The sequence below is a fragment of the Drancourtella sp. An57 genome (genome assembly GCF_002161525.1).
In the GTDB taxonomy this organism is placed as follows: Bacteria; Bacillota; Clostridia; order Lachnospirales; family Lachnospiraceae; genus Sellimonas; species Sellimonas catena.
Genome location: NZ_NFHY01000009.1, coordinates 63432 through 79815, shown reverse-complemented (window position 1 = coordinate 79815; position 16384 = coordinate 63432). Strand labels below are relative to the sequence as shown.

General features: G+C 45.9%; 16 protein-coding genes. 14 read left to right on the top strand and 2 right to left on the bottom strand.

What is annotated here, in order from left to right; all coding sequences use genetic code 11:
* Nucleotides 1-9: 9 nt before the first annotated feature.
* Nucleotides 10-1119 (bottom strand): Rpn family recombination-promoting nuclease/putative transposase, encoded by a 1110-nt coding sequence (locus B5G11_RS08960; RefSeq protein ID WP_087252947.1) that lies wholly within the window; start codon nt 1117-1119, stop codon nt 10-12.
* A gap of 67 nt (nt 1120-1186) precedes the next feature.
* Here B5G11_RS08960 and B5G11_RS16885 point away from each other — a divergent pair, with 67 nt between their 5' ends.
* The 12 genes from B5G11_RS16885 to B5G11_RS08905 all read left to right on the top strand — a co-directional run bounded on the left by B5G11_RS16885 (nt 1187) and on the right by B5G11_RS08905 (nt 13569).
* Nucleotides 1187-1309, top strand: coding sequence for a hypothetical protein (locus tag B5G11_RS16885; RefSeq protein ID WP_255396412.1), 123 nt, complete (start codon nt 1187-1189; stop codon nt 1307-1309).
* Nucleotides 1310-1477: 168 nt separating this feature from the next.
* Nucleotides 1478-2515, top strand: a complete 1038-nt coding sequence (locus tag B5G11_RS08955) for an alcohol dehydrogenase (RefSeq protein WP_087253085.1) — start codon at nt 1478-1480, stop codon at nt 2513-2515.
* Nucleotides 2516-2611: 96 nt separating this feature from the next.
* Nucleotides 2612-4282: a glutamine--tRNA ligase/YqeY domain fusion protein gene (locus B5G11_RS08950; protein WP_087252944.1), complete on the top strand. Its 1671-nt coding sequence runs from the start codon at nt 2612-2614 to the stop codon at nt 4280-4282.
* A 2-nt stretch (nt 4283-4284) separates the two neighbouring features.
* Nucleotides 4285-5682 (top strand): PLP-dependent aminotransferase family protein, encoded by a 1398-nt coding sequence (locus tag B5G11_RS08945; protein WP_087252941.1) that lies wholly within the window; start codon nt 4285-4287, stop codon nt 5680-5682.
* Nucleotides 5683-5793: 111 nt separating this feature from the next.
* Entirely contained in the window at nt 5794-6018 is a 225-nt protein-coding gene (locus B5G11_RS08940; protein WP_087167349.1) for a hypothetical protein, read from the top strand.
* A 103-nt stretch (nt 6019-6121) separates the two neighbouring features.
* On the top strand, nt 6122-7867 hold the full coding sequence (locus B5G11_RS08935; protein ID WP_087252939.1) for a beta-galactosidase family protein: 1746 nt from the start codon (nt 6122-6124) through the stop codon (nt 7865-7867).
* Nucleotides 7868-7986: 119 nt separating this feature from the next.
* Nucleotides 7987-8721, top strand: coding sequence for a Sir2 family NAD-dependent protein deacetylase (locus B5G11_RS08930; protein ID WP_087252937.1), 735 nt, complete (start codon nt 7987-7989; stop codon nt 8719-8721).
* 137 nt (nt 8722-8858) lie between these two features.
* On the top strand, nt 8859-10643 hold the full coding sequence (locus B5G11_RS08925) for an ABC-F family ATP-binding cassette domain-containing protein (protein WP_087253083.1): 1785 nt from the start codon (nt 8859-8861) through the stop codon (nt 10641-10643).
* A 113-nt stretch (nt 10644-10756) separates the two neighbouring features.
* Complete coding sequence (ilvN, locus tag B5G11_RS08920; protein ID WP_087167346.1) at nt 10757-11296, top strand: acetolactate synthase small subunit; 540 nt, start codon at nt 10757-10759, stop codon at nt 11294-11296.
* 62 nt (nt 11297-11358) lie between these two features.
* Nucleotides 11359-12375, top strand: a complete 1017-nt coding sequence (gene ilvC / locus B5G11_RS08915; RefSeq protein WP_087252935.1) for a ketol-acid reductoisomerase — start codon at nt 11359-11361, stop codon at nt 12373-12375.
* Between the two features lie 129 nt (nt 12376-12504).
* Entirely contained in the window at nt 12505-13050 is a 546-nt protein-coding gene (locus B5G11_RS08910; RefSeq protein ID WP_087252932.1) for a hypothetical protein, read from the top strand.
* Nucleotides 13051-13569 carry a hypothetical protein gene (locus B5G11_RS08905; RefSeq protein ID WP_087252930.1) on the top strand — a complete coding sequence of 173 codons (519 nt, stop codon included), beginning with the start codon at nt 13051-13053 and terminating at the stop codon, nt 13567-13569.
* A 101-nt stretch (nt 13570-13670) separates the two neighbouring features.
* Here B5G11_RS08905 and rpsT read toward each other — a convergent pair whose 3' ends face one another.
* Nucleotides 13671-13934: a 30S ribosomal protein S20 gene (gene rpsT / locus B5G11_RS08900; protein ID WP_087167343.1), complete on the bottom strand. Its 264-nt coding sequence runs from the start codon at nt 13932-13934 to the stop codon at nt 13671-13673.
* Between the two features lie 175 nt (nt 13935-14109).
* On the opposite strand from rpsT, the gene gpr reads away from it, so the two are divergent.
* Nucleotides 14110-15141 (top strand): GPR endopeptidase, encoded by a 1032-nt coding sequence (gene gpr, locus B5G11_RS08895; protein ID WP_087252928.1) that lies wholly within the window; start codon nt 14110-14112, stop codon nt 15139-15141.
* Nucleotides 15142-15189: 48 nt separating this feature from the next.
* Complete coding sequence (gene spoIIP / locus B5G11_RS08890) at nt 15190-16374, top strand: stage II sporulation protein P (RefSeq protein WP_242959010.1); 1185 nt, start codon at nt 15190-15192, stop codon at nt 16372-16374.
* The last annotated feature ends 10 nt before the right edge of the window (nt 16375-16384 follow it).

The following is a 16384-nucleotide window of genomic DNA, read 5'->3' as shown; positions in this document are numbered from 1 at the left end:
ACACGTAAACTATTCATTTATATTTGGAATACATTGAGAAATAAACTCATCGATAGAAGCCGCTTTGGCAGCAACTTTGCTCCAGACGGTTAAAAGCTCAGGGTCTTTTTCAGAAAGAATCCGCTCTTTCAGAGGCTCAGTGACATCCCCAAGATCTGCCAGAAATGAAAGAACAATTTGAGCTTTTCCTAAACATATTCCCTCATTTTTGCTGATACGCCGTGTTTCCTGAACGTCATAAGCTTCAAAATTTTCAAACAGCATTGCAAAATCCCTCCGTTCGATCTGATCTGCAAAAGCAACAATTTCTTCTTTCGGAACATTAAGACGGTGTAGAAGGACAGAGATAATTTTAGCAATCAACTGTAAAAGCGAGTCAGGAGAATTACGGCTAATCTCTTCCAAATAACCATCTGGCACTTCCTGTAATTGCCGGAAATCAGCTGCACTTCTTAATTTATCAATCAGCATTACCAAGGACAGTTCATCTTTTTTGGCAATCAGATCCTGGTTGGAGTACTGAGATAAAGGAACAATGCAGTACTCAAAGCAAGGAATATATTTTCCGAGAATGTCAGAAAGAGCTGTACGATTATGAAAGTTTGTGGAAGCTGTCCAATTTCCGGGACCATCGTAGAAAACAATTGGAATAATAGGGGGATACTGAAATCCGTTGGAAGAAGTGATGCCAGAATGCTGTTTTTCCATCCGTTGCGCATAATCTGTGAGAATCAGAACGATATATCTCAAGATTCGAAAAGACATATCGTGATCTACTTTGGACTGATGCTCAATCAGTGTAATTAAAAAAATAGACTCGGATTCAGGACAATCTTTCAAATGGATTTCTTTAATTGAATCAGAATCTCGCTCTTCATGCCACATAGAAATAAAACGCTCGGAAATATCTGTAATATCTTCCGGCTGAACGTCTTTTAGAAGTTCAATATTCGTATATCCCCGCAAAAATTGTGCACATAAAATGGGATTGCCGAAAATCAGTTTTGCACCATTATCTTTCACCTTTTTATTGGTAATTTGTGCATCTGAGAAATTGATGTTTTGCTCTTTTTGCATGTCTGTCGAACTGCCATTGTTCTTTTGCGTAATTTCTGTCATAAATGTCTCCTTTCTTGAGTGGAATACAGAAAAAACGGACAGACTGCTTCTTAAACTGATTTTATCAATGAATGCAAAAAAATACAATGAAAATCAAGCGATTCTCTTCGTTTTCCCTAATATTCCTGTTGGTTATGTGAAACGTGATAAATTTGGCCGAAGGGCCGGGATTTTCTGCGGGAAATTATAGTTTCCCGGTAGGACAACAGAAAAAAGAAGTCCTGAATAGATATTCTCAGTATAAAGAAGGAACCGAAAAAAAGCAAGAGGAGATTTGAGACTCTTCCGGAGAAATGATATAATTAGAATCAGTGAATAATATAGTATCAGGGAAAAGGAGGCGTTTACGTTGAAAGCAATGGTTTATCAGGGAGAGGGAAGAGCCGCGCTTCTTCAGAAGCCGCGCCCGGTCATCCAGAAGCCAACGGATGCTGTCATCCGGGTGACCCTTTCAACGATCTGTTCCAGTGATATTCACATCCTGCATGGTGCGGTTCCAAAGGCGGTGCCGGGTGTGACTCTGGGACATGAATTTGTCGGCATTGTGGAGGAGACCGGACCTGCAGTCAGAAGCGTTTCCGTTGGAGACCGGGTGGCGGTCAATGTAGAGACATTCTGCGGAGAATGCTTTTTCTGCAAAAGAGGATATGTGAATAACTGTACTGATCCGGAGGGTGGATGGTCGCTTGGATGCCGGATCGACGGAGGACAGGCGGAGTACGCAAGGATTCCATTTGCAGATCAGGGGCTTACCAGGATACCGGATGAGGTGTCTGACGAGGAGGCGCTGTTCACCGGGGATCTTCTTTCCACCGGATACTGGGCGGCACAGATGGTGGAGATCCGGAAAGGAGATACGGTCGTGGTTATCGGGGCAGGACCTGCGGGACTTTGCACGATGCTCTGCGCAAGACTGTATGAGCCCAAACAGATTATTGCCATTGACTGTATGAAAGAACGCCTTGCCTTCGCGGAAAAATACAAGATGGCGGATCTGACATTTACACCGGACGATATGGATCTTCTGGAACGGGAGATCCGGGCGTTGACAGACGGACGCGGGGCCGATGCTGTCGTAGAGGCGGCAGGAGGCACCAACACCTTTGAGATGGCATGGAGACTGGCACGTCCCAATGCAGTGATCGGGCTGGAAGCCATGTACGAAGAACCACAGACACTTCCGCTCCCGGATATGTACGGGAAAAATCTGATCTGGAAATCCGGAGGGGTAGACGCATGCAAATGCAAAGAGATTCTGGAACTGATCCGGGAGGGAAGACTGGATGCCAGACCTTTGATTACCCACACATGCACACTTTCCGAGATCGAAAAGGCATACCGGATCTTCGAAAACCATGAAGACGGTGTGATGAAATACGCAGTCTATCCGGAATAGTTTGATGCCGCTCGTTTGCGGTTTTGGCTTGTGGTTGCAGGTGTTTTATGGTAACATAAAAGTTATGAATAAAACCAAACCTATGAGGAGGGCTTTATGGAGACAACAGCAACTGAATCCAGGAATTTTATTGAGCAGGAAATAGAAAAAGATTTGAGAGAAGGAGTGTACGATCATGTCTGTACGCGTTTTCCGCCGGAACCGAATGGATATCTGCATATCGGACATGCAAAGTCAATCCTTCTGAATTATGGTCTCGCACAGAAATACAATGGGGAATTCCACATGCGTTTTGATGATACGAACCCGACAAAAGAGCGTATGGAGTTCGTAGATTCTATTAAGGAAGATATCCAGTGGCTCGGCGCGGACTGGGGCGATCATCTTTACTTTGCATCCGATTATTTTGATGTGATGTATGAGTGTGCGGTAAAGCTGATTAAAAAGGGAAAAGCATATGTCTGTGATCTGACTCCGGATGAGATCAGAGAATACAGAGGAACTTTGACAGAGCCTGGCAAGGAGAGTCCGTACCGGAACCGTTCTGTAGAAGAGAACCTGGAATTATTTGAAAATATGAAGAATGGCGTTTACAAAGATGGAGAAAAGGTACTCCGTGCCAGGATAGACATGGCATCCCCGAATATCAATATGAGAGATCCGATCCTGTACCGCGTGGCGCATATGACTCACCACAATACAGGAGACAAATGGTGCATCTATCCGATGTACGATTTTGCGCACCCGATTGAGGATGCGGTTGAGAAGATCACACATTCCATCTGTACACTGGAGTTTGAGGATCACCGCCCGCTTTATGACTGGGTAGTCAGAGAGTGCGAGTTTGATCACGGCCCGAGACAGATTGAGTTTGCAAAGCTTTATCTGACCAATGTCGTGACCGGAAAGCGTTACATTAAAAAGCTGGTAGAAGAAAAGATCGTCGATGGCTGGGATGACCCGAGACTGGTGTCAATCGCTGCCCTCAGAAGAAGAGGATTTACGCCGGAATCTATCCGGATGTTTGTAGAGCTGTGCGGGGTTTCCAAAGCACAGAGCTCTGTAGACTACGCGATGCTTGAGTACTGCATCCGTGAGGATCTGAAGCTGAAACGCCCAAGAATGATGGCAGTACTGGATCCGATCAAACTTGTGATTGACAACTATCCGGAAGGAGAAGTGGAATATCTCGAGGCAGATAACAATCTGGAAAATGAAGCACTTGGAAAACGTATGGTACCGTTTGGCAGAGAGCTTTATATCGAGAGAGAAGATTTCATGGAAGAGCCTCCGAAGAAATACTTCCGTTTGTTCCCGGGCAACGAAGTGCGCCTGATGAATGCGTATTTTGTAAAATGTACCGGATGCGAAAAGGATGAAAACGGCAATGTGACAGTCGTACACTGCACCTATGATCCGGAGACAAAATGCGGCACCGGATTTACCGGCCGGAAAGTCAAAGGAACGATTCACTGGGTGGCAGCGCCGACAGCAGTGAAAGCAACCGTACGTCTTTATGAAAACCTGATTGATGAGGAGAAAGGCGTATACAATAAGGAGGACGGGTCTTTGAACCTGAATCCGAATTCTCTGGAAGTAAGAGAGTGCTATGTAGAGCCGAATTTCCAGGATGCAAAGGCATACGACAGCTTCCAGTTCGTACGCCAGGGATACTTCTGTGTGGATTCCAAAGATTCCAGACCGGATGCACTGGTATTTAACAGAATCGTATCACTCAAGAGCTCCTTTAAACTTCCGAAAAAATAAAAATGAATGAATTGACAATGAATCTGGAACCGCACAGTGCGGTTCCTCTTTATGAACAGATTTATCAGTATATAAAAAATGACATACAGAAAGGGAGGATTTCCGCAGGGGAAAAACTCCCTTCTACCCGTTCTCTGGCCGGCTATCTGGAAGTCAGCAGAAGTACGGTGGAACTTGCCTATGAACAGCTTGTATCGGAAGGTTATATCGAATCGGTACCGTACAAAGGGACATTTGTGCTGGATGTTAAGGAACTGTACCGGCTAAAACCGAAAAAGACAGTTGCCGGAGGACAGCAGGAGAAGAAAAAAGATATCCTGTATGACTTTTCTCCGCACGGGGTAGATCTGAAGCGTTTCCCGTATCAGGTGTGGAGAAAGCTCTCGAAAGATGTGCTGGGGGAGGATAAGTCCGAGCTGTTCCGGATGGGAGATCCGCAGGGGGAATATGGACTGAGAAGAGTCGTCGCCTCCTATCTTTACCAGGCGCGGGGGGTCAACTGTACGCCGGAACAGATCATCATCGGGGCAGGGAACGACTATATGCTTCTTCTGCTCCATACGATTCTTGGACATAATCATAAAGTGGCGTTCGAAAATCCGACTTACCGACAGGCATACCGGATGTTTGAGCGGCTCGGATATCCGGTATGTACCGTGGATATGGACAAATACGGAATGGAAGCCAGTATCCTTCAGGAGACGGATGCGGATATTGCCTATGTCATGCCGTCCCACCAGTATCCCCTTGGAATTGTTATGCCGATCAGGCGGAGAATGGAGCTCCTGGCATGGGCAGATGAAAAAGAAGGGCGTTATCTGATCGAGGATGATTACGACAGTGAATTCCGTTATAAAGGAAAACCGATCCCGGCGCTGAAAGGTTACGATGCGTCGGAGAAGGTGATCTATCTCGGCACTTTTTCCAAATCCATCGCTCCGGCTATCCGTATGAGTTACATGGTACTTCCGGAAAGCCTGATGAAAGTTTATCAGGCGGCTTGCCGGTTTATCAATCCGACCGTATCCAGAGTGGATCAGATGATTCTGCAGAAGTTTATCGAAGACGGTCATTACGAGCGTCACCTCAACCGGATGCGGGCACTTTATAAAGGAAGGCACGATACCTTCCTGAACTGTCTGAAACCATTTGCAGGAAAATGCAGGATTTCCGGAGAACATGCCGGTGTCCACCTGCTTTTGACATTTGAGGACGGACGGTCGGAAGAGGAACTGATCCGGCTTGCAAGGGAGGAAAAAGTGGCGGTCTACGGTCTTTCCTCCTACGATACACAGGGGACCAGAAAAAACCAGGCTTCTGTGCTTCTCGGTTATGCCAATATGGAAGAAGACCAGATTAAAGAAGCAGTGGAAATCCTGAGAAAAGCCTGGCTTTCCTGAGAAAAATCAAATGTGAATTTTTCAAAAAAAGGCTTTCAAAATCGTGGAAAAACGAGTATAATAAGGAGCTGTCTGATAAGAAAAATATGCACATAAGGCAGGAGAAAAACAATGAGAGAGGTATATGTGAATATTGGTTCAGTGGAGAAAGCAAAAGGACTGAATGGAGTTCTGAGAAAACTGGAGGGGGATTTCGATCTGGTTCAGGGGAGAGCCACGATTGATGCGAAATCCTTTTTGGGGATCCTTAGTATGGATTTATCCAAATCTGTCAAGCTGATCATTCATGACAGTGATTCGGTCGACATGACACTTCTGGAAGAATATATGGCATAGTGACAGAAAGGATAAAAGGGAAAAAGAAAGAAGCATCAAACGGGGATGCTTCTTTCTTTTCATAAAGAGAAACCCGGAAACAAATTTAAGCAGGAGATTAAAAATGGAGAACAGAATAGAAATAAAAGATGAGATTTATGTAAACGGAGAAAAACTGCAGATCATTTCAGGAAGTATCCATTATTTCCGGGTAGTTCCGGAATACTGGAGAGACCGTTTGGAAAAATTAAAGGCCATGGGCTGTAATACGGTGGAAACCTATGTGGCGTGGAATGTCCACGAGCCGTACGAAGGGGAGTTTCACTTTGAAGGAGAATATGATCTTTGCAGATTCATGGAACTGGCACAGGAGCTGGGGTTATATGTGATTTTAAGACCATCTCCGTATATCTGCGCAGAGTGGGAGTTCGGCGGATTCCCGGCATGGCTTTTAACGAAACCGGGAATCCGGCTTCGCTGCAATAACAAAGTATATCTGGACTGCGTAGAGCGTTATTATGACAAACTGATTCCGATGATTGTGCCGTATCAGTTCACAAAGGGCGGTCCAGTACTGATGCTTCAGATCGAGAACGAATATGGTTCTTATGGAAATGATAAAGAATATCTGAACGCATTGAAAACAATGATGGTAGACCGAGGCATTGAAATACCATTTGTGACTTCGGATGGCACAGATGATCATATGCTGGCTGACGGAGGTGTTGAAGATGTCTGGCAGACTGCAAATTTCGGTTCCAAAGGTTCGGAGAGATTTGACGAGTTGGAAAGTGTCATTGGAAATCAGCCGCTGATGTGTATGGAATTCTGGGATGGCTGGTTCGATCACTGGGGACAGGGAGAACATAAAGTTGTAGGTCTTGAGGACCATAGAAAATCCCTGGAAGATATGCTGAATCGGGGACATGTGAACTTCTACATGTTCCATGGTGGAACAAACTTTGGGTTTATGAATGGTTCTAATTATGATGGAAAGCTTCTTCCGGATGTGACATCCTACGATTACGATGCTCCATTAAGCGAGGATGGCCAGATTACAGAGAAGTATCTGGAATTCCAGAAAGTGATTTCCAAATTCCGTGAGATTCCGGAAGTGGAGTTTACAACTCCAATTACAAGAAAATCATATGGAACATTGCAGGTACAGGAAAAAGCAGGACTTTTTGATACGCTGGATACATTAAGCACCCCGGTCAGAGAGGCCATGCCGTTGTCCATGGAGGAACTTGGACAAAATTATGGCTATGTTCTCTACAGAAGTACAATTACCAGAGGAAAAGAGATTCGTTCCTGCGAAATCCGTGGCGGAGCAGACCGTGCAATTCTCTTTGCGGATGGAAAACAGGTAGATATCCGTAATGATTATGAGATGGACAGAACGACTGGATTTGAACTGGAAAATGAGCAGGGAAATCTTGATATTCTGATGGAAAATATGGGAAGAGTCAATTACGGACCGGAAATTGAATTACAGAAAAAAGGAATTACCCATGGGGTTCTGGTCAATGGAACGTTCCATATGGGATGGGATATGTATCCGCTTCCGCTTGAGGACATCTCAAAGGTGGATTTCGCAAGAGATTATGAAGAAGGGATGCCTGCATTCTACAAATTTACATTTGATGCCAGGGAGACGGGAGATACGTTCCTTGACGTGACCGGATTCGGAAAAGGATGCGTGTTTGTAAATGGTAAAAACATCGGAAGATTCTGGGAGGCCGGCCCGCAGAGACGTCTTTATATTCCGGGACCGCTGTTGAGAGAAGGAACCAATGAAATTATTCTGTTTGAGACGGACGGAAAAGCGGTTGAGACAATCTGTCTCATGGATACACCGGATCTGGGATAAATAAAAAATATAGCACAACACAAAAGATGTCCCTTGTACACGGAAAACCTGCATAGTATAATAAATAAAAAGGGTTTCGGCCCTTGAAAAAGGGCAGAGTCCAAAAGGAGAGGATTGCCATGCAGGAGTTAAACAAGCTGGACACATTGAGGGAGATTATCGACAGAGGACAGTATATTGTCGCATTATGCGGTTCCGGGATGATGGAAGAGTGCGGAATTTATCCGCTCAAGGAGCAGGAACGTGCTTACCGGATTGAGGAAAGGTACGGACGATCTCCGGAATACCTTTACACGGACGCCTTTTTTAATACACGGACAGAAATGTTTTACGATTTTTATAAACACGAGATTCTTGCAGATCTGGAGCCGTCGGCATCTACCTATGCTCTTGCGGCAATGGAGCGGGCAGGAAAGCTGAAATGTATTATTTCAAGCAATATCTATGAGTTAAGTGAACGGAGCGGATGTAAAAACGTGATCAATCTTCATGGAAGTATTTATCACAATCATTGCCAGAGATGCGGAAAAACATATTCTGTTGATTATATCAGACAGGCAAAGAAAGTTCCGTACTGTGAAGTGTGCGGAGGCGTGATCCGTCCGGATGTGTCGTTTTTTGGAGAGATGCTTGACAGCGAAAAGCTTTCCAGAACACTGGAAGAGATTGAAAAGAGTGATGTACTGCTTCTGCTGGGCACGTCGCTTAGTTCGGAAGTATTCCATAACTATATTAAATGCTTTGAGGGAAGCAAGATCGTTTTGATTCACAATGAAGAGACGCTGATGGATGAAAAAGCAGATCTGCTGATTTATGATGAACCGAAAAATATTCTTCCCAAACTTGGCTATTAAAGAATAAAGACTGCTGTGCGATTTCAACAGCAGTCTTTTTCCGTGCATTGACGCAAATGGAAAAATCCCTTATCATATCTGGTAGTATGATCGGATACAGAAAGAATGAAATCGAAGAAGACAGGAGCAGCAAAGAGATGAATATCATAAATATAGAACACATTACAAAACGATTTGGCGATAAGTTTCTTTTTGAAGATGCCTCTTTTGGGGTACAGGAAGGAGACAAAATAGGGATTGTCGGAATTAACGGTACCGGAAAATCCACCCTTCTGAAGATGATTGCCGGAGAGGAGGAGCCGGATGAAGGACAGATTATCCGGCAGAATGGGAAAAAGGCTGCCTATCTTCTGCAGAATCCGGTGTTTTGCGCGGATTCGGATATTGCCGGATATGCACTGGACGGAAATCCGGATACGGACTGGAAGGTGCAGAGCAATCTGACGAAGCTTGGAATTCTGGACTATACGGCAAAGATGGCAGACCTTTCCGGCGGACAGAGGCGAAAGGTGGCGCTGGCGAAAGTGCTGGCCGAAGATGTGGATATTCTGCTTCTGGACGAGCCGACCAACCATCTGGATGAGGGAATGATTATCTGGCTGGAAGACTACCTGAGAAATTACCGGGGTGTTGTACTGATGGTAACCCATGACCGTTATTTTCTGGACCGTGTGACGAACCGGATTCTGGAAGTGGATAATGGAAAAATCTATGGATATGAGGCCGGTTATTCCGGATTTCTGGAACTGAAAGCCCAAAGAGAAGAGATGGAACTTGCATCTGAGAGAAAGCGTAAAAGTGTGCTCCGTATGGAGCTGGAATGGGCAAAGCGGGGATGCCGTGCAAGAAGTACAAAGCAGAGAGCGAGACTGGAACGGCTGGAGGCACTGAAAAACGGGAAAGTGCCGGAGGCGGAAAAGAGTGTGGATGTTGCAAAGATCAGTACCAGGATGGGAAAGAAAACCATCGAACTTCACCATATTTCAAAAGGATATGGGGAGAGGAACCTGATCCGGGATCTGGACTACATTGTTCTGAGAGACCAGAGGCTTGGCATTATCGGACCGAACGGCTGCGGAAAGTCCACACTGCTGAAAATGATGGCGGGGCAGATTGCTCCGGATGAGGGAGAGATTGAAATCGGGGAGACGATCCGGATCGGTTATTTCGCCCAGGAAGTGCCGGATATGGATAACAGTGTCCGGGTGATCGATTATATCAAGGACTTCGGAGAATATGTCCAGACGGAAGAAGGAAAGATCAGCGCATCGGCAATGCTGGAGCGATTCCTTTTCACGCCGGAGATGCAGTACACGCCGGTGGAAAAACTGTCCGGAGGAGAAAAACGCCGCCTTTATCTTCTGAGTGTTCTGATGCAGGGAGCGAATGTCCTTCTGCTTGATGAACCGTCCAATGATCTGGATATTGCAACGGTGACCATTCTGGAAGATTATCTGAATTCTTTTGAGGGGATTGTCGTGGCCGTATCCCATGACCGCTATTTCCTCGATAATGTTGTGGACCGGATTTTCGAACTGGACGGAAACGGGGATGTAACACAGTACGAAGGAGGATACACCGATTATCTGAATGCCAGAGGTGAACAGAGAAAAGAGACGGAAGAGGCGGAGAAATCAAGGAAAAACGAAGCGGGAGACTGGAAGAAGCCCCGTCAGGCAAAACTGAAATTTACTTACAAAGAGCAGAAAGAGTATGAGGGGATTGATGATGAAATATCATCTCTGGAAGCAAAGCTTGAAAAACTGGATCAGGATATGATGGCGAATGCCACCAATTCTATGAAACTGACAGAATTGACCCGGGAAAAAGATAAAACAGAAAAAGAACTGGAAGAAAAAATGGAACGGTGGGTCTATCTCAACGATCTGGCCGAGCGGATTGCAGAACAGAACGCACAGTAAGAAACAGAAAAGAAAAAAGATTTAATGCTTTACTTGACAAAAGGATGATTCATTGTTACAATAAAAAAACAGAACGCACTCTGTTTTTAGAAAAGAAAGTAGAGGTAGGTTGTATGAGAAAGCAGGTTTATTCTTTATTGGTGGATAATACACCGGGAGTGCTGAGCCGTATTGCAGGACTTTTCAGCAGAAGAGGGTTCAGTATTGACAGCATTACGGCAGGTGTGACAGCGGATCCGCGTTTTACAAGGATCACGGTTGTGGCAAGCGGGGATGAGAGGATTCTCTCTCAGATCGAAAAGCAGGTTCGGAAGCTGGAAGATGTACTGGAGATTAAGCTTCTCAATGATGAGGAAGCGGTTTACAGAGAGCTTATTCTTGTAAAGATCAAGGCAGATGCGACGCTTCGGCCGGGTATTATCGCGATCGCGGATGTGTTCCGTGCGAAGATCATCGATGTGGAGAAAGAATCTCTGATTATAGAGCTTACCGGAGCACAGTCTAAACTGGACGCGTTTTTGAATCTGCTTGACGGCTACGAGATTCTAGAACTTGCGCGGACCGGAATCACCGGACTTTCCAGAGGAAATAAAGATATTGCGGATGCAGAGGAGATTCTGAGAAAACGGGCCGAGGAAAACGGTCTGGACTAATCAGCAGCTGAAGGGATGATCCCTTTGACGATTATATCAGAAAATCAGGAGGTAGAGTAACAATGAACAAACCAAAAATCTATTATCAGGAAGACTGTAATTTAGCATTGCTGGAGGGAAAAAAGATTGCCATCATCGGATATGGAAGCCAGGGACATGCACATGCCCTGAACTTAAAAGAATCCGGATGTGATGTTGTAGTCGGACTTTACGAAGGAAGCAGGTCCAAAGCAAAAGCAGAGGCACAGGGACTCAAAGTCATGACAAACCAGGAGGCTGCAAAATGGGCTGATATTATCATGATCCTGATCAACGACGAGTTACAGGCTGATATGTACAAAAAAGACATCGAACCGAACCTGACAGAAGGTAAGATGCTGATGTTCGCTCATGGATTCGCAATCCACTTTGGACAGATCAAACCACCGGCAGGCGTGGACGTAACTATGATTGCTCCGAAAGCGCCTGGACATACAGTAAGAAGTACATATGTAGACGGACAGGGCGTTCCGGCTCTCGTATGTGTAGAGCAGGATGCATCCGGAAGAGCACTGGATCTGGCACTTGCCTATGGTGCAGCAATCGGATGTGCAAGAGCAGGTCTTCTGACAAGTACATTCCAGATTGAGACAGAGACAGACCTTTTCGGTGAGCAGGCAGTTCTCTGCGGCGGTGTATCTGCACTGATGCAGGCTGGATTTGAAACTCTTGTTGAAGCAGGATATCCGGCAGAAAATGCATACTTTGAATGTATCCATGAGATGAAACTGATCGTTGACCTGATCTATCAGAGCGGTTTCGCAGGAATGAGATACTCTATCTCCAATACAGCAGAATACGGTGATTACATCACAGGACCAAAGATCATCACAGAAGATACAAAGAAAGCAATGAAGAAGATCCTCTCAGACATCCAGGACGGAACATTCGCAAAAGACTGGCTGTTAGAAAACAAGATCGGTGCACCGCACTTCCACGCTATGAGAGCAAAAGGCGCTCAGCATGAATCAGAAGTAGTTGGAGCAGAATTAAGAAAACTCTACAGCTGGGCTGAAGACGACAAACTGATCAATAACTAATTATTGATGTACCAATAATGCTATATGGAGAGTCGATATTGGGACACATGTTTCCCGGTATCGGCTTTCTTTTTGTCTTTTCTGAAATGATATATGATACAATGAAAGAAAAGTGCGAGGGGAAAGTGTATGAAAAGAAATGTCAGGATCGGAATTGCCGGTGTGGTTTTGATTGTACTGATGATGGCTGCCGGAGTTTTGATTGAGAGGAAGATGAAGCTGGAAAATCCGGTTTTTCTGACCGGAGAGACGATGCCGGAAAAAACAGTCCTGCTTGTCCGGGATGAGACGCCGGGAAGCAGCACGATTGTCTATTCCTTTGCCTGCATTACGAACCGGGATGACAACAGTCTGATGCCGTATACCGTACATCTGGAAGGGGAAGGCATACTGGCAAGAGGGGTAGTGGAGGTTGTTTCACAGAAGGAGTTCGGACCATATCTGTATTCTCTCTGTCAGATTCAGCTCAACTCCCATGATGAGATCCCTGGAGGAACACAGATCGAGAAAGGAAATCTCTGGCTTCAGATGGATCAGGAGGCGAGACCGTTTGCGGTGGATGGATTCAAATATGCGTACTATGACGAGGCCGGGGATATTGTAAGAAAGGATGTCTGGGAGCCGGAAGGAATCCGGGATATCTGGCAGTATCTGAAGGAAGAGGGAGTGAAATAGATGAAAAAGTGGAAGTATGAGATCATGGCAGGGACTCTTCTGCTTCTGGTCAGTATCCGGATTTATGAAATCGAAATTGGAACTCTGGTGGGACTTGTGTGTCTGATACGGGGATTGGAAGAGCTCTACCGGCAGACGGGAGATCAAAGGTTTCGGTATGCCTGGATTGCAGGATTTGGAACGGCAATGGTCCGGTTTACAGGCACCTATGAAATAGGGCCCTGGAGATGGGCGGGGCTCCTGGCGCAGCTGTTTTATCTCGTTATGGCAACATTGGCAGTCTGCGCCGCTGCCAGGGATGATCCGGAGCAGGAGCAGAAATCAAAACGCTTCGCCGTATGGCAGATGTTGTTCCTGATTTATACAGCAGTCTGTGGATTTAGAAGCTTTGTGGGAGATCAGGCTTCGTATGCCTGGATGTTAAGTCTTGTGTTACTGGCAGGAGGCGTGCTGCTGGCAGTGACGCTTGGCATCCTGATCCGAGACTGCAATGTGATCAGAGATGTTCCGGCAGAATAAAAAAACAGAGATACCTTTGAGCAAAGAGAAACAACAAATAAAAAAGACATCCTCTGACGGTTTCAGGATGTCTTTTGCTTTTTGTTTCTATAAATTAAAAATTAAGCGATAGAGTTAACAGCCTTTGTAAGACGGGAAACTTTTCTTGCACAAGTGTTTTTGTGGTAAACACCTTTGCTTCCAGCCTTGTTGATCTCAGAGATTGCTACGCTGAGTGCTTCTTTTGCAGCAGCAGCGTCTTTGTTAGCAACAGCTGTCTCAACTTTCTTCACGCAAGTTTTCACTTTAGATTTGATCGCCTTATTTCTTGCAGTTCTTGTCTCAGCAACTAAAATTCTTTTCTTTGCGGATTTAATGTTAGCCATGACCTACACCTCCAACTCTGGTAAATTCATTTCTTGTTCATCGTCAGAGCCGGACACGGAACGATCTGACGAAGCATACTCATTTATTTTATGTCAATAAATAATTTCTGTCAATACATATTTCGGCTTTTTTTTGAGAAACTAGTGTTTAAATGAAAAAAAGCGAGGTTTTATCATGGTTGAGAAGTATAGTATCCGGACCGATCTGGCTTTGGAGGAGAAAGAGCGATTTGAAGAAGAAAATGTGGAGGTCCAGGGCGTCGTTCTGGAAGAAGAGTATGACGAGGAAAGGGAAATCAGGACGACGACGGTGAAGATCAAGACAGAGAACGGAGCAAAAACGATGGGAAAGCCTGTTGGAACATATATTACAATGGAGGCACCGAATCTTGCCGTACCGGATGAGGGGTATCACAGGGAAGTTTCTGTAAAGATCGCAGAGTGTGTGGAGAAACTTCTGAAGGGAAAATGGAAAAAAAGAAGCAAGGATGAGGACATTTCGATCCTGATGGTGGGACTGGGGAACCGGGAGGTGACGCCGGACGCTCTGGGACCGTATGTGGCGGACAATCTGAATATTACGAGGCACATTGTCCGGGAATATGGAAAGTACGCGATGGGCGAGGATGAAGTGACCCTGGTAAGCGCTCTTGTCCCGGGGGTAATGGCACAGACCGGCATGGAAACCGCAGAGATCGTCCGTGGCGTTGTGGCAGAGACGAAGCCGGATGTAATCCTTGTGGTGGATGCGCTGGCGGCCAGAAATTCCAAACGTCTGAACCGGACAATCCAGATTGCGGATACAGGGATCAGTCCGGGCTCCGGCGTCGGAAACCACCGCAATGCCATTACCGAAGACAGTATCGGTATCCCGGTGATTGCCATCGGTGTACCAACGGTTGTGGACGCTGCTACCATCGTAAATGATGCGATGGAAAACCTGATGAAAGAGATGGAACATTCCGAGGCGCTCAAGGGAGTGGGAGTGGTACTGCAGGGGTATCATGCGGCCGAAAAATATGAGCTTGTCAGACAGCTGATCTCTCCTCATCTCAACGGTATGTTTGTCACACCAAAGGATATTGATGATACGGTAAAGCGGATCAGCTTCACTATATCGGAGGGCCTGAATCTGTTATTCTCCAGGAATGAGGAGCGCGGCGAAATGACAGGACAGGCACATAATCACGAAGAAAAAGGCATATAGTGTTAAGACATAAAAATCCTGATATGGTAAGAAAGTAGAGTGAGGCATTTGAGTGGAAACATACACCTTAGGCATCTCCTGATCGGAGGTGTGGTGAGTGTGCTTGGCGGATATATTATTCTGGGAGGTTATGAAAGTTCGGCAGAGTTTATCCGGGCAGAAATCGGGAGGACTATTCAAAAAGGGGCGGAGGCAATGTATTTCCCCGCCCTTGTCCGGATGAACGACCAACCGGAAGGGACGGTCAGCGAATGGGTGGCCAGGCAGGCGATGCAGATGACGCCCCTTGGAAACTATGTAAAAGCGAATGAAGTAAGCGAGACGGAAATCGAGGACTCGGAAACGTATGAGATGCTTTTGAAAAAGGAGGCGGAAGATGAGAACGTGGTAGATGAAAATGGAAAGCTGATTGAACAGAATCAGGATACCACGACGGAAAAACCTCATGAAACGCAGATTCAGGGGACCATCGACCGGGAGAAGCTGAAGGACTATGAGTATCTGACCAGTCATTTTTATACGATTGACAGTACGACGATGACCAGCCCGGAAGAGTTGAATGCGGAAACGCTGCTTGCGAAAAACATGAAATTTGAGAATAAGGACAACGGGCCGAAAATTCTGATCTATCACACGCACTCGCAGGAAACGTTTGTAGATTCGGTTCCGGGGGATGATTCCACTTCCATCGTGGGAATCGGAGATTACCTGACGGATCTTCTGAACAATACTTACCATATTCCGACGATCCACGACCGGGGTGTCTACGATATCATCAATGGGAAACTGGACCGAAGCGAAGCCTATGAGCTCTCCGGAGCCGCGGCGGAAAAGATTCTGGCTGAAAATCCATCCATCGAGGTGGTCATTGACCTACATAGAGACGGAGTTGCCGAAACGACCCACCTGGTGACGGAAGTGAATGGAAAGCAGACGGCGAAAATCATGTTCTTCAACGGCCTGTGCCGGACGAGGGCAAACGGAGATATCCAGTATTTCAACAATCCGTATATTCAGGATAACCTGGCGTTCTCCCTTCAGATGAAGCTGGATGCCGATGAGCATTATCCGGGATTTACGAGAAATATCTATCTGAAAGGATACCGCTATAACATGCAGCTTGTCCCGAAGATGCTTCTCGTGGAAGCGGGAGCCCAGACGAACACGGTGCAGGAGATGAAAAATGCCATGGAGCCGCTGGCAGAGTCCTTAAACCGTGTGCTAAACGGGTAAAATTTAATTT

Excerpts from the sequence above, each read along its gene's own strand:
- B5G11_RS08935 (WP_087252939.1), top strand. The coding sequence starts at position 6,122 with ATGGAGAACAGAATAGAAATAAAAGATGAGATTTATGTAAACGGAGAA.
- B5G11_RS08905 (WP_087252930.1), top strand. The coding sequence starts at position 13,051 with ATGAAAAAGTGGAAGTATGAGATCATGGCAGGGACTCTTCTGCTTCTG.
- B5G11_RS08925 (WP_087253083.1), top strand. The coding sequence starts at position 8,859 with ATGAATATCATAAATATAGAACACATTACAAAACGATTTGGCGATAAG.
- B5G11_RS08930 (WP_087252937.1), top strand. The coding sequence starts at position 7,987 with ATGCAGGAGTTAAACAAGCTGGACACATTGAGGGAGATTATCGACAGA.
- B5G11_RS08910 (WP_087252932.1), top strand. The coding sequence starts at position 12,505 with ATGAAAAGAAATGTCAGGATCGGAATTGCCGGTGTGGTTTTGATTGTA.
- B5G11_RS08960 (WP_087252947.1), bottom strand. The coding sequence starts at position 1,119 with ATGACAGAAATTACGCAAAAGAACAATGGCAGTTCGACAGACATGCAA.
- B5G11_RS08945 (WP_087252941.1), top strand. The coding sequence starts at position 4,285 with ATGAATGAATTGACAATGAATCTGGAACCGCACAGTGCGGTTCCTCTT.
- B5G11_RS08950 (WP_087252944.1), top strand. The coding sequence starts at position 2,612 with ATGGAGACAACAGCAACTGAATCCAGGAATTTTATTGAGCAGGAAATA.
- B5G11_RS08940 (WP_087167349.1), top strand. The coding sequence starts at position 5,794 with ATGAGAGAGGTATATGTGAATATTGGTTCAGTGGAGAAAGCAAAAGGA.
- B5G11_RS16885 (WP_255396412.1), top strand. The coding sequence starts at position 1,187 with ATGAATGCAAAAAAATACAATGAAAATCAAGCGATTCTCTTCGTTTTC.
- rpsT (WP_087167343.1), bottom strand. The coding sequence starts at position 13,934 with ATGGCTAACATTAAATCCGCAAAGAAAAGAATTTTAGTTGCTGAGACA.
- ilvN (WP_087167346.1), top strand. The coding sequence starts at position 10,757 with ATGAGAAAGCAGGTTTATTCTTTATTGGTGGATAATACACCGGGAGTG.
- B5G11_RS08955 (WP_087253085.1), top strand. The coding sequence starts at position 1,478 with ATGGTTTATCAGGGAGAGGGAAGAGCCGCGCTTCTTCAGAAGCCGCGC.
- gpr (WP_087252928.1), top strand. The coding sequence starts at position 14,110 with ATGGTTGAGAAGTATAGTATCCGGACCGATCTGGCTTTGGAGGAGAAA.
- ilvC (WP_087252935.1), top strand. The coding sequence starts at position 11,359 with ATGAACAAACCAAAAATCTATTATCAGGAAGACTGTAATTTAGCATTG.